This is a genomic window from Pseudomonas sp. LBUM1663, assembly GCF_059695905.1.
The window spans coordinates 1,408,645-1,420,745 of sequence record NZ_CP166792.1 but is presented as its reverse complement, the minus strand read 5'-3'; the positions used below and the strand labels follow the sequence as shown (position 1 = coordinate 1,420,745).

Annotated in this window: 10 protein-coding genes; 4 read left to right on the top strand and 6 right to left on the bottom strand. The window is 59.6% G+C overall.

What is annotated here, in order from left to right; all coding sequences use genetic code 11:
* Positions 1 to 183 precede the first annotated feature (183 nt).
* A complete protein-coding gene (pcaK, locus tag ACA075_RS06315; RefSeq protein ID WP_497297743.1) occupies positions 184 to 1,530 on the bottom strand; it encodes a 4-hydroxybenzoate transporter PcaK in 1,347 nt (448 codons plus the stop codon).
* Between the two features lie 127 nt (positions 1,531 to 1,657).
* The gene (pcaR, locus tag ACA075_RS06310) at positions 1,658 to 2,500 is read right to left on the bottom strand and encodes a pca regulon transcriptional regulator PcaR (RefSeq protein WP_497297742.1); all 843 of its coding nucleotides are present in this window, start codon (positions 2,498 to 2,500) and stop codon (positions 1,658 to 1,660) included.
* A gap of 682 nt (positions 2,501 to 3,182) precedes the next feature.
* Between pcaR and ACA075_RS06305 the strand changes: the two genes are divergently transcribed.
* Together ACA075_RS06305 and ACA075_RS06300 are read left to right on the top strand one after the other, a co-directional pair.
* Positions 3,183 to 3,383 (top strand): hypothetical protein, encoded by a 201-nt coding sequence (locus tag ACA075_RS06305; protein WP_007935837.1) that lies wholly within the window; start codon positions 3,183 to 3,185, stop codon positions 3,381 to 3,383.
* Between the two features lie 376 nt (positions 3,384 to 3,759).
* A complete protein-coding gene (locus tag ACA075_RS06300; RefSeq protein WP_219095263.1) occupies positions 3,760 to 5,235 on the top strand; it encodes an inorganic phosphate transporter in 1,476 nt (491 codons plus the stop codon).
* Between the two features lie 713 nt (positions 5,236 to 5,948).
* Here ACA075_RS06300 and ccoM read toward each other — a convergent pair.
* From ccoM to ACA075_RS06285, 3 genes are all read right to left on the bottom strand, one after another.
* Entirely contained in the window at positions 5,949 to 6,062 is a 114-nt protein-coding gene (gene ccoM / locus ACA075_RS06295) for a cytochrome c oxidase subunit CcoM (RefSeq protein WP_010462558.1), read from the bottom strand.
* A 144-nt stretch (positions 6,063 to 6,206) separates the two neighbouring features.
* Positions 6,207 to 6,368 (bottom strand): hypothetical protein, encoded by a 162-nt coding sequence (locus ACA075_RS06290; protein ID WP_007935839.1) that lies wholly within the window; start codon positions 6,366 to 6,368, stop codon positions 6,207 to 6,209.
* A gap of 72 nt (positions 6,369 to 6,440) precedes the next feature.
* A complete protein-coding gene (locus ACA075_RS06285; protein WP_219096872.1) occupies positions 6,441 to 6,782 on the bottom strand; it encodes an aspartate-semialdehyde dehydrogenase in 342 nt (113 codons plus the stop codon).
* Between the two features lie 219 nt (positions 6,783 to 7,001).
* Here ACA075_RS06285 and rapA point away from each other — a divergent pair, with 219 nt between their 5' ends.
* A complete protein-coding gene (gene rapA / locus ACA075_RS06280) occupies positions 7,002 to 9,848 on the top strand; it encodes an RNA polymerase-associated protein RapA (protein WP_497297741.1) in 2,847 nt (948 codons plus the stop codon).
* 170 nt (positions 9,849 to 10,018) lie between these two features.
* Here the strand turns inward: rapA and ACA075_RS06275 are convergent, their stop codons facing one another.
* Complete coding sequence (locus ACA075_RS06275; RefSeq protein WP_497297740.1) at positions 10,019 to 11,368, bottom strand: spinster family MFS transporter; 1,350 nt, start codon at positions 11,366 to 11,368, stop codon at positions 10,019 to 10,021.
* A 360-nt stretch (positions 11,369 to 11,728) separates the two neighbouring features.
* Here ACA075_RS06275 and ACA075_RS06270 point away from each other — a divergent pair, with 360 nt between their 5' ends.
* On the top strand, positions 11,729 to 12,094 hold the full coding sequence (locus ACA075_RS06270) for a YkgJ family cysteine cluster protein (RefSeq protein ID WP_042932325.1): 366 nt from the start codon (positions 11,729 to 11,731) through the stop codon (positions 12,092 to 12,094).
* The last annotated feature ends 7 nt before the right edge of the window (positions 12,095 to 12,101 follow it).

Genomic DNA, 12,101 nt, shown 5'->3' with positions numbered 1-12,101 from the left:
AATCCGATAATCGACTGAGTGTTCGTTTATCGAACAGATTGTTGTCTCGCTACCGATCCCAAAAGCATCGCGGGCAAGCCCGCTCCCACAGGTTGATGCGCAATCCTTGTGGGAGCGGGCTTGGTCTGGGCGGCAATCCGACGAAGAGGCCCTCAAACGCGCCAAAGTATCTGGATCAGGCTGTCAGGTCGCATCCGCATGACTGACCATGCCCTTGATCACCACCGCCAGGGTCGCCACCGCCGCCGGAATCACCAGCGCCGTCAGCACCTGTTCAAAATTCCAGCCCAACCCCAGCAACGTAGCGCCCATCCACGCCCCGAGAATCGCGCCGAAACGGCCAATCCCCAGCATCCACGACACCCCGGTCGCGCGCCCTTGGGTCGGATAAAAACGCGCCGCCAGCGACGGCATCGCCGATTGCGCACCGTTGACGCACATCCCGGCCACCAGCACCAATGTCGCCAGAATCGTGATATTGCCCAGGCTCTGCCCTACCGCGTAGGCAAACACCCCGGCCAGCAGGTAGAAAACGCCGATGACCTTGTGCGGATTGAACCGGTCCATCGCCCAGCCCACGCCCACGGCGCTCAGCACCCCGCCAAACTGGAACAGCGCGCCAATGAACGCGGCTTGTTCCATGCTCGCGCCACTGTCACGCATCAGCGTCGGCAGCCAACTGGTCAGCAGGTAAACAATCACCAGCCCCATGAAGTAGGTCAGCCACAGCAGCAAGGTGCCGGTGCTGTAGGTGCCAGAGAAGATCACCGCGAACACGTTGCGCGCCTTGACGGTTTTCTGTTCCGGCACGCTGAAACTCGACGCCTGAGCGACGACGGTCGGATCGATCGGTGCGAGGGCCTTGCGCACTTTGTCGGTGCCACGGTTGCGCACGACCAGATAACGCGCCGATTCCGGCAGCCAGAACAGCAAGACGACGGCGAGGATCAACGGCAGAATCCCGCCGATCAGCAGCAGACTGTGCCAGCCGAAGGCCGGAATCAGCTTGGCCGAGATAAACCCGCCACCGGCCATGCCGAGGTTGAAGCCGCAGAACATGCTGGTCACCAGCAGGGATTTTTTGCGCTCCGGGGTGTATTCCGACAACAGCGTGGTGGCGTTCGGCATCCCGGCGCCAAGGCCCAGGCCGGTGAGGAAGCGCAGCACCAGCAGTTGATCGACGTTGGTGCTGTACGCCGAGGCCAGGCTGAAAGCGCCGAACAACAATACCGCGCCAACCAGTACGACTTTTCGCCCAAAGCGGTCAGCCAAGGGACCGGAGCCCAGTGCGCCGAAGACCATGCCGATCAACGCGGCACTCATTACCGGGCCGAGGCTGGCGCGATCAATGCCCCAGTCCTGGGACAGGGCCGGCGCGATAAAGCCCATGGCCGCAGTGTCGAGGCCATCAAGGAAGACAATCAGGAAACACAGGATCACCACTCGCCACTGGTAGCGCGAAATGGGTTGAGCATTGATGAAGGACTGCACATCGAGGCAGTTCCCTACAGCAGACTGAGGCTGGTTCATTATTTTTATTCCACGCAAGAACGCAGTCGGACAGGTGCCAGCCAAGGCTGGCGCTGCCGCGACATTAGTGATCTTGGGGAAACAGCGTCAATTCGATAAACGCGACTCTGTGCGTTTATCGAACAGCTTAGGCAAACAACTGGGCGCTGAGGTCACGACTGGCACTTAACAAGCCTGGTAAGAAACGCTGCTCCAGCTCGTTGCGGCTGACCCGCCCGGCGTGGGTACTGACGTTGAGCGCGGCCACTACCTGGCCCGAAGCGTCGTACACCGGAACGGCAATTGAACGCAGACCCTGTTCCAGTTCCTGATCGACGATGCACCAGCCTTGTTGCCGCACTTCCTGCAGGCATTCGAACAACGCCTCGGGGGTGTGCAAGGTTCGGCTGGTCTTGGCCTGGAACTCCGCATGGTCGAGGTATTCGCGCAGCGACGTGTCGTCCAGTGCCGCAAGAAGAATCCGGCCCATGGACGTGCAATACGCCGGCAACCGCCCACCCACCGACAGGTCGACGGAAATCAGGCGTTGTGTGGTCGCCGAGCGAGCGATGTACAAAATGTCGTCGCCCTCCAGCGTGGCCATGTTGCAGGCCTCGTGAAGTTGCTCGCTCATGCGGTCCAGATACGGCTGGGCGGACACCGCCAAAGGCGTCGAGGACAAGTAGGCATGGCCGAGTGTCAGCACTTTGGGCAGCAGCGAATAGGTGCGACCGTCGGTGGTGGCGTAGCCGAGCTTGATCAGGGTGTGCAGGCAACGTCGCACAGCGGCACGGGGAATTTCCGTGCGGTGGCTGATCTGGGCAATGGTCAGGTGCCGTTTGCGCTCCTGGAATGCTTGAACCACCGCCAATCCCCGGGCCAGCGACGTCATGAAATCCGGGTCGCCGGTCAGGGCCTGGATTCGTTTGGCGGGTGAGGCCACGATCGGCGGCGCCACTGAAGCAAAGGAATTGCGCATTTGATCGTTCATATCAGGTCCTTTTCCTACACGGATCAGCGGCTATTACATGCGGCTTCGGGTCCTGCACACAAGCCACAGGCCGCAAGATTGGGCGATTATCGAACCATCGACCGATAATCGCAATCGGCCTTACAGGCGATGGCCACCTTCCCCGCGCTGAGTTGCGCAGTGTCCGCTACATGCTTTTATTCTTCGCTGATTAAGGGCTGATGTAGTGGGGTTAACTTGTTCGACTTTATGGCGTCAGAAAGACATCGTCGCAATGTGACATCATCCACACCCTAGTTACCGCTGAAAGTTGTGAGTAACAAAACAATCACACAGGTAGAACTACTTTTAACTCTCAAGAGATAGTGTTCTTCGGATCGACCGCTATAATGCACCTCAGTGGCGAAGCGGTTTTTACGTGCCGGTTCCGCTACCCGGCAGCCCGGTTTTCTATCGTCGCTGCCTACGGCAAGCGCTTGACGCTCATTTCATATGTTCCGCCAACGCGCTCGCTGAAACAGGTAACTGATGCTACGTCAGCTGTTTTTATCTGGTGCCGTGGCCGCCTGCAACATGGAAGTATTGTTCGCACGCCGTAAAAAAACGATGCCTTTATCGGGCATTGGCCTTTCGACGAGTGTGGTCAATAGATTCGATGCAGCGCGTTTCACCAGAATTTATCTCAACTCATACAGGTAGCACTGTGACGAAAGACGAACTGCGCGCGGAACTTGAGCGCCAGGAACAACGTTACAAGGAAGTTTACGGCGGGGAAGTCACCACCTACGCCGCTCAGCCCGAACCCGAACGCAAACCCTGGCGTAAACGCGCCACCGTTCAAGATCAGGCATTCACCCAGGAATTGCAGAAGATGGAAAAGGAACTCAAAGCCGAAGAACCCTGATTACCTCGGCCTGAATCCTTTCAGGGTCTGCATCGGCACCCGTTAAAAGCGGGGTGTTCTGATGATGCCTTTCGCGCCCGCTACAAGCGGGCAGCGGCCACCTCACCTTGCGGATGAGGCAAATGGCACTTGCCTGACCCTCCTCTCAGATATTTCACACAAGTGTTCAAGCCTCTCGGCCTCACGAGAGAAACCCTTGTGGCTGCGGCCTTTTCATCTGAATTCAATGACTTGCAAAACCCGGTAAAAACCTCGGGGATAGGCTATCGTCACAAACTAATTCGTTGAAGAATGTTACCGATGAGCACCTAGTGCATCGATTAGCAGTCTTTTCTGGCATAATCGCGCCCCCTTATGACCGGGTCAGAAAACCTTCATGATCGATTTATTCAGCGGACTGGATGCTTGGGTGCTTGTGAGCCTCTTGCTCGCCCTGGCCTTTGTCCTCGCCTTCGAGTTCATCAACGGCTTTCATGACACCGCTAACGCGGTGGCCACCGTTATCTACACCAAAGCCATGCCGCCTCATCTGGCGGTGTTCTTTTCCGGTGTGTTCAACTTTCTCGGCGTACTGCTGGGCGGTGTCGGTGTGGCGTATGCCATCGTCCACCTGCTGCCGGTGGAGCTGCTGATCAATGTGAACACCGGTCACGGGCTGGCCATGGTGTTCTCGCTGCTCGCCGCCGCCATCACCTGGAACCTGGGCACCTGGTACTTCGGTATCCCGGCCTCCAGTTCCCACACGCTGATCGGTTCGATCCTCGGTGTCGGCCTGGCCAACGCGTTGATCAACGACATTCCGTTGGCCGATGGCGTGAACTGGCAGAAAGCGATCGATATCGGTGCGTCCCTGGTGTTCTCGCCGATGGCGGGTTTCCTGGTCGCAGCTCTCATATTGATCGGCCTTAAATGGTGGCGTCCCCTGTCGAAGATGCACAAGACACCGGAACAGCGCCGTAAGATCGACGACAAGAAACACCCGCCGTTCTGGAACCGCCTGGTGCTGGTGATCTCGGCCATGGCCGTGAGCTTCGTGCACGGTTCCAACGATGGTCAGAAAGGTATCGGCCTGATCATGCTGGTGCTGATCGGTATCGTGCCGGCGCAGTTCGTTCTCGACCTGGGCAGCACGACCTACCAGATCGAACGGACCCGCGATGCGACCTTGCACCTGAGCCAGTTCTACAAGCGCAACGCCGACACCCTGGGCGAGTACCTGGCCCTGGGCAAAAGCGTAGAAGGCGATCTGCCAGAGAAATTCCGTTGCAACCCGCAACAGACCGAACCGACCATCACCGCCCTCCTCGGCACCCTTAAAGGTGTGGCGGATTACCACTCGCTGTCGCCGGAAAGCCGTATCGAAGTGCGTCGTTATCTGCTCTGCCTGGATGACACGGCGAAGAAAGTCGGCAAGCTGCCTGGCCTCGCTGCCCGTGAAAAGGCTGACCTGGACAAACTGCGCAAAGACCTGACCACCACCACCGAATACGCCCCGTTCTGGGTGATTCTGGCGGTCGCCCTGGCCCTCGGCCTGGGTACCATGGTCGGCTGGAAACGCGTGGTGCTGACCATCGGCGAGAAGATCGGCAAGCAGGGCATGACTTACTCCCAAGGCATGTCGGCACAGATCACTACCGCGAGCTTGATCGGCATGGCCAACATCTTCAGCCTGCCGGTCTCCACCACCCACGTCCTGTCCTCAGGCGTTGCCGGCACCATGGTCGCCAACAAAAGTGGCCTGCAAGGCGGCACAGTGAGAACCATCCTGCTGGCCTGGGTCCTGACCCTGCCCGCGACAGTGGCCCTGTCGGCCGGCCTGTTCTGGCTGGCGTCGAAGGCACTGGGCAGCTGATACATCGCTGCGACAAAAGAGGCGCGTTCCGTGAGGTTCGCGCCTTTTTATTGCCTGAAATTCGGCCTTCGTAGTTGTCAAAAGAGTTGGTTGCCCATGAGGAAGCCTTCGCGGGCAAGCCCGCTCCCACAGGGGAACTGGGCACATCTGCAAGAAACTGGTCGGCTGTCAGGCCGCCATCACGAGCAGGCTCGCCCCCACAGGGGATCGGCGTGCACCGTTCGCTTCTCACCACTCAACAGGCCGAGCGTTAGCTCGCCTGCAGCTCTTGATCTTGATCTGCCCGCCCCTTCGGGAGGCTGAGTGGAGGCATTCATCTGGGGGGTGGGCGCGTAGCGCCGTGCGGCGAAGCCGCACACATCGAGAGGAGGTCGAAGCGAAGCCGACCGGAGGCGATGCCCCCAGATGAATGCCGGAGCGAAGGAACGCCGAGCCCAGGCGAGGGGCCGGACGTTCGGGGCGAGCCTTTTTTTGCTTACTTTTTTTTGGCGTTTGAAAAAAATAGTGAGTCGCCGTAAGGGCGAAACCATAAGCGGCCGTTACCGCGGGAATGGATATGTACACCAGAGAAAGATAGGTCGGCTATCAGGCCGCCTTCGCGAGCAAGCCCACTCCCACAGGGTTCCTTATTGTCAGTCAGATTTTCGTGGGCAAAAAAAAGGGCAACCGAAGTTGCCCAAAATGCCTTGCGTGCTCATTACATCCAGAAAGAACTACGGTTTACGCTTATGCGAATCCTTCCAGATAAAAAATCCGAACCCTGCGAAAAACAGAACCATGAGGCCGACTGTCAGCACCCCGGCGATCACCACGTTGTCGAAAAACATGACGGCTCTCCTGCACTTGCCCTGTTGCGATAGGGCTAAGTTAACCAATCAGGCAGAAGAGAAAATTGACCGGGATCAATGTCGCCCAAGACAGGGCGTAAAGGAGGGGAAATAACTGACCTGCATCAACCGATGCAGGGTGTTTCAACGCTTTTTCGGTTTGTTCTTCGGCTTCTTCTTGGCTTTACCCAGCGGCATCGCCTGCTCGAACGCCTGCCGCACTTCATTCAGACGCTTTTCATTAAGGTCATGAACCCGCTTGGCGCGTTCGGAGTTGAGATCAATCAGCTTGTCGTCTTGGCTCATGGTGTTCGGTACATCACTTGGCAGGGTTGTCACAATAATGCGGTCTCACGGCAGCGCTGACCAGCCACAACCTCAAATCTGGATATCGACCCACAACCCCTGGCGCGGCTGATCTTCCATCAACGGCGCCACCGGCACGGTATTGTCGGCATTGAGCTCATCACCGGGAATCGCCAGATGTTCCTCCGGATCCTCATCGGCCTCGCGTCGACGCCGTTCCCGCTCCTGCTTGCGCCGCTGTTCCTCGCGCAGCTGAAAAGCCGCTTCTTCGGGATCGCGCTGCTGCAGGTCGATGGTGCTTTCGTTGGAGCTTTCCTGCACCGGCACAACAGGCGGAATATCCGGGCGCTGGCGGATCGGGTCCTGCTGTGACGTGATCGGCACGGCACTCAAGGGGAGCATCGGTGGCAGCATAATTATTTAGTCTCCTGTCAGCAGGCTGTCGGCTGCGGGGATGGCGACTTGAGCCATCGGTCGCAAACTGTGACCAGTTTGGCACCAATTGGTGCCCCGACCTGCAAGCATCGCGTCCCTGGGCTAACGTAAGAGTGCGAGTTTTTATGAGAGTCCTTTGGCCCTGAAGCCCTCATTCCGTTAAGATAGCCCGCTTTTTCAAGGTGGGAGTCAGGCAGCATGGCGCAGCAGTATCAACCGGGGCAACGCTGGATCAGTGACAGCGAAGCCGAGCTGGGTTTAGGCACCGTTCTGGCACAGGACGGCCGCTTGTTGACCGTGCTCTATCCGGCCACTGGCGAGACTCGCCAGTACGCGCTACGGAATGCGCCCCTCACCCGCGTGCGATTTTCGCCGGGCGACTCCATCACTCACTTCGAAGGCTGGAAACTGACCGTCCAGGAAGTCGACGACGTCGATGGCCTGCTGGTCTACCACGGCCTCAACGCGCAGAACGAAGTGGTCACCCTGCCGGAAACCCAGCTGTCGAACTTCATTCAGTTCCGTCTGGCCAGCGACCGTTTGTTCGCCGGGCAGATCGACCCGCTGGCCTGGTTCTCCCTGCGCTACAACACCCTGGAACACACCAGCCGCCAGTTGCAGTCCGCGCTTTGGGGCCTCGGTGGCGTGCGTGCGCAACCGATCGCGCACCAGTTGCACATCGCCCGTGAAGTCGCCGACCGCATTGCGCCGCGGGTTCTGCTGGCAGACGAAGTGGGCCTGGGTAAAACCATCGAAGCCGGCCTGATCATCCATCGCCAACTGCTCTCGGGCCGCGCCAACCGCGTGCTGATCCTGGTGCCGGAGAACCTGCAGCACCAGTGGCTGGTCGAGATGCGCCGCCGCTTCAACCTGCAAGTCGCGCTGTTCGACGAAGAACGCTTCATCGAAAGCGATGCCGCCAACCCGTTCGAAGACACCCAGCTCGCGCTGGTTGCACTCGAGTGGCTGGTGGAAGACGAGAAAGCCCAGGACGCGCTGTTTGCGGCCGGCTGGGACATGATGGTCGTCGACGAAGCGCACCACCTGGTGTGGCACGAAGACAAGGCCAGCCCGGAATACTCGCTGGTTGAGCAACTGGCCGAAGTCATTCCCGGCGTTTTGCTGCTGACTGCGACCCCGGAACAACTCGGCCAGGACAGCCACTTTGCGCGTCTGCGCCTGCTCGACCCGAACCGTTTCCATGACCTGCACGCCTTCCGCGCCGAGAGCGAAAACTATCGCCCGGTGGCCGAAGCCGTTCAGGAGCTGCTGGACAAAGGGCGCCTGTCGCCGGAAGCACACAAGACCATTCACGGTTTCCTCGGCAACGAAGGCGAAGCGCTGCTGGCTGCCGTCAATGATGGCGACATCGAAGCCAGCGCCCGCCTGGTCCGCGAACTGCTCGACCGCCACGGCACCGGCCGCGTGCTGTTCCGCAACACCCGCGCCGCCGTACAGGGTTTCCCGGAGCGCAAACTGCATCCGTACCCGCTGCCATGCCCGGACGAATACCTCGAACTGCCGCTGGGCGATCACGCCGAGCTGTACCCGGAAGTCAGCTTTCAGGCCCAACCGGACGCCAACGAAGAAGAACGCTGGTGGAAATTCGACCCGCGCGTCGAATGGCTGATCGATCAGCTGAAGATGCTCAAACGCACCAAAGTGCTGGTGATCTGCGCCCACGCCGAAACCGCCATGGACCTGGAAGACGCCCTGCGCGTGCGTTCCGGTATTCCGGCCACGGTCTTCCACGAGGGCATGAACATCCTTGAGCGTGACCGCGCCGCTGCCTACTTCGCCGACGAAGAATTTGGCGCGCAAGTGCTGATCTGCTCGGAAATCGGCAGTGAAGGTCGCAACTTCCAGTTCTCGCACCACTTGGTGCTGTTCGATCTGCCGTCGCACCCGGACCTGCTGGAGCAGCGTATCGGTCGTCTGGACCGGATCGGCCAGAAGCACATCATCGAACTGCACGTGCCATACCTGGAAACCAGCCCGCAAGAACGTCTGTTCCAGTGGTACAACGAAGCGCTGAACGCGTTCCTCAACACCTGCCCGACCGGCAACGCCCTACAGCATCAGTTCGGCCCGCGCCTGCTGCCGCTGCTGGAAAATGCCGACGACGGCGAGTGGCAAGCGCTGATCGACGAAGCCCGCGCCGAGCGCGAGCGCCTGGAAGCCGAGCTGCACACCGGCCGTGACCGCTTGCTGGAGCTCAATTCCGGCGGCGCGGGCGAAGGTGATGCGCTGGTCGAGGACATCCTTGAGCAAGACGACCAGTTCGCCCTGCCGATCTACATGGAAACTCTGTTCGACGCCTTTGGCATCGACAGCGAAGACCATTCGGAAAACGCCCTGATCCTCAAGCCGAGCGAAAAAATGCTCGACGCCAGCTTCCCGCTGGGCGACGACGAAGGCGTGACCATCACTTACGACCGTAACCAGGCGCTGTCTCGCGAAGACATGCAGTTCATTACCTGGGAGCACCCGATGGTTCAGGGCGGCATGGACCTGGTCTTGTCCGGTTCCATGGGCAACACCGCCGTGGCGCTGATCAAGAACAAGGCGCTGAAACCGGGCACCGTGTTGCTCGAACTGCTCTACGTCAGCGAAGTAGTTGCCCCGCGCTCGCTGCAATTGGGCCGTTACCTGCCGCCGGCCGCCCTGCGCTGCCTGCTCGATGCCAATGGCAACGACCTGTCGGCACGGGTGTCGTTCGAAACTCTGAACGATCAATTGGAAAGCGTGCCCCGCGCCAGCGCCAACAAGTTCATCCAGGCTCAGCGCGATCAGCTGACGCCACGGATCAACGCCGGCGAGGAGAAGATCTTCCCGCGTCACGCCGAACGGGTTGCCGAAGCGCAACGTCGTCTGGCGGCCGACACCGACGAAGAACTGGCGCGCCTGACCGCACTGCAAGCGGTCAACCCGACCGTGCGCGACAGCGAACTGGTTGCCCTGCGCAAACAGCGCGAGCAAGGTTTGGCCATGCTCGACAAGGCTGCGTTGCGGCTGGAAGCGATTCGGGTGTTGGTGGCGGGTTAATTCCCCCGCTCCGCACTGCTTAAAAAAGGCCCGCAGCGATGCGGACCTTTTTTATTACCTGAAATTTGATGCAGTGATGCTGATGGCCGCATCGCTAGCAGGCTACCTCCCACAGGGGATTTGTTAACGCTGTAGATCCAATGTGGGAGCCAGCCTGCTGGCGATAGCGATTATGCAGTCGCCACTGCAACATAAGGTTCACCCACTGCCACCAACCCTTCCTTCATCCGCTTTGCATCCCGAACAAAACACCGCGAAGCCAGAAACAAAAACACCATGGTGAAAAACAGCGCCACCGGGATCAGGTACATCGCGTCATGCAAGCCGACCGCCTTGAACGCCTCGGTCATCTGCTCGGCGCCTGCCGCGGCCATCGCCGTGTGCGCGAAGTGGTCGGACAACCCGCCCACCACTACCGGCCCCAAACCACCGCCCAGCAAGTACAACCCGGCGAAGAACAGCGCCATCGCCGTGGCCCGCAAGCGCGGTTCGACCACGTCCTGAATCGCCGTGTAAACGCAGGTATAGAAGTTGTAAGCGAACAGCCAACCCACACTGAACACCGCCACGAACACCCCGATCTCGATCCGCCCGGCATGCAGCGCCCACGCGGTACACACCGTCGAGATGATCAGGCTGAACGCAGCAAACAGCAGCCGCCCATTGGCCACTCGCTGGTGGATCTTGTCGGCGACCCAGCCACCGAGCGTCAACCCGAACAATCCGGTCACACCGACGATCACCCCGGTCGCCACCGCCGCTTCCTGCAACGGCATCAGGAAGTAACGCTGCAACATCGGCACTAGAAACGAGTTGCAGGCATAAGTAGCGAAGTTGAAGCACAACCCGGCCATGACCAGCCAAAGAAAGGTCGGTACCGCCAGTATTCGCCGGATCGGCTTGTCGACTTTCTCTTGCGAGACCTGCACGGTTTCCGCCGCGCCGCGCTTCGGCTCTTTGATGAAGAACATGAAGATCGCGAGGATCAGCCCAGGCACCGCGGCGATGAAGAACGGAGCACGCCAGCTATCGAACGCTTTGACCATTGCGCCAATGGTGAAGAAGGCCAGCAGCAGGCCCAGTGGCAGGCCAAGCATGAAAATGCCCATGGCCCGCGCGCGACGGTGAGCGGGGAACAGGTCGCCGATCAGCGAGTTGGCGGCCGGCGCATAACTGGCTTCGCCGATGCCGACGCCCATGCGCACGATCAGGAACGCCCAGAAATTGCCTACCAGCCCATTAACCGCCGTCAGGCCGCTCCACGCCGCCAGGCCCCAACCCATCAGTTTGCTGCGCGAACCGGTATCGGCCATGCGCCCCAAGGGAAGGCCGGCAATGGCGTAAACGATGGTGAATGCAGTCCCGATGATCCCCAGCTGAAAGTCGCTGAGGTGCCATTCCATGCGGATCGGTTCGATGATGATGGCTGGAATGGTGCGATCGAAGAAGTTGAACAGATTGGCCAGGAACAGCAGGAACAGAATGCGCCAGGCATTCGCCGCTTGGGTCGAGTTCTGCATGGGGTCCGTCTCTTTTATTGTTATTGGGGCTTCGCTGTCCCCGGAACCTCCAATCTAGACAGGCCCGCCGGAGCTGTCTGTAATTATTCGTAATGCTGATATCAGCCCATGACACCAAACCCAAACCTGTGGGAGCTAGCCTGCTAGCGAAGAGGCCAGCACATTCAATACAGAGGGTGACTGATCCGCCGCTTTCGCGAGCAGGCTCGCTCCCACAAGGGATTTTGCAAGGCAGGTATTTCTCGCCATTGGTCACATGAAAAAATACTTTTGCGCCCCCTTCCCAAGTTCAACGCGAAGCCTAGAATAGCGGCCTTGTCCACCCCACCGTGTCCCCCATCCCTCCTTTGATTATCGCCCATGTCCGAAGCCAGTCCGTGTCTGAATTGCGGTGCCTGCTGTTCTCATTTTCGCGTGTCTTTTTTCTGGGGTGAATGCACCTCGGCCGGGGGAACGGTGCCTGACGAGCTTGTTGCGCCCATCAGCCCCAGCCGGGTGGCCATGCTGGGCACTGACTGCAAACCCACTCGCTGCGTCGGGCTGGTCGGCGAAGTCGGCAGCACCGTGCAATGCTCGATTTACGACCAGCGTTCCAGCACCTGCCGGGAGTTCGACGCCTCCTGGGCCAACGGCGAGGCAAATGTGGATTGCGATGCGGCACGGGCAGCGTTCGGATTGCCGGCCCTGCAACCGGAATTCGAGTTCCCTTATGAGCAGATCGCCTGATGACTGG

What these genes read in the sequence shown, in the direction of transcription:
- pcaK (WP_497297743.1), bottom strand. Translation starts at nt 1,530, where the DNA reads ATGAACCAGCCTCAGTCTGCTGTAGGGAACTGCCTCGATGTGCAGTCC.
- pcaR (WP_497297742.1), bottom strand. Translation starts at nt 2,500, where the DNA reads ATGAACGATCAAATGCGCAATTCCTTTGCTTCAGTGGCGCCGCCGATC.
- ACA075_RS06300 (WP_219095263.1), top strand. Translation starts at nt 3,760, where the DNA reads ATGATCGATTTATTCAGCGGACTGGATGCTTGGGTGCTTGTGAGCCTC.
- ccoM (WP_010462558.1), bottom strand. Translation starts at nt 6,062, where the DNA reads ATGTTTTTCGACAACGTGGTGATCGCCGGGGTGCTGACAGTCGGCCTC.
- ACA075_RS06290 (WP_007935839.1), bottom strand. Translation starts at nt 6,368, where the DNA reads ATGAGCCAAGACGACAAGCTGATTGATCTCAACTCCGAACGCGCCAAG.
- ACA075_RS06285 (WP_219096872.1), bottom strand. Translation starts at nt 6,782, where the DNA reads ATGCTGCCACCGATGCTCCCCTTGAGTGCCGTGCCGATCACGTCACAG.
- rapA (WP_497297741.1), top strand. Translation starts at nt 7,002, where the DNA reads ATGGCGCAGCAGTATCAACCGGGGCAACGCTGGATCAGTGACAGCGAA.
- ACA075_RS06275 (WP_497297740.1), bottom strand. Translation starts at nt 11,368, where the DNA reads ATGCAGAACTCGACCCAAGCGGCGAATGCCTGGCGCATTCTGTTCCTG.
- ACA075_RS06270 (WP_042932325.1), top strand. Translation starts at nt 11,729, where the DNA reads ATGTCCGAAGCCAGTCCGTGTCTGAATTGCGGTGCCTGCTGTTCTCAT.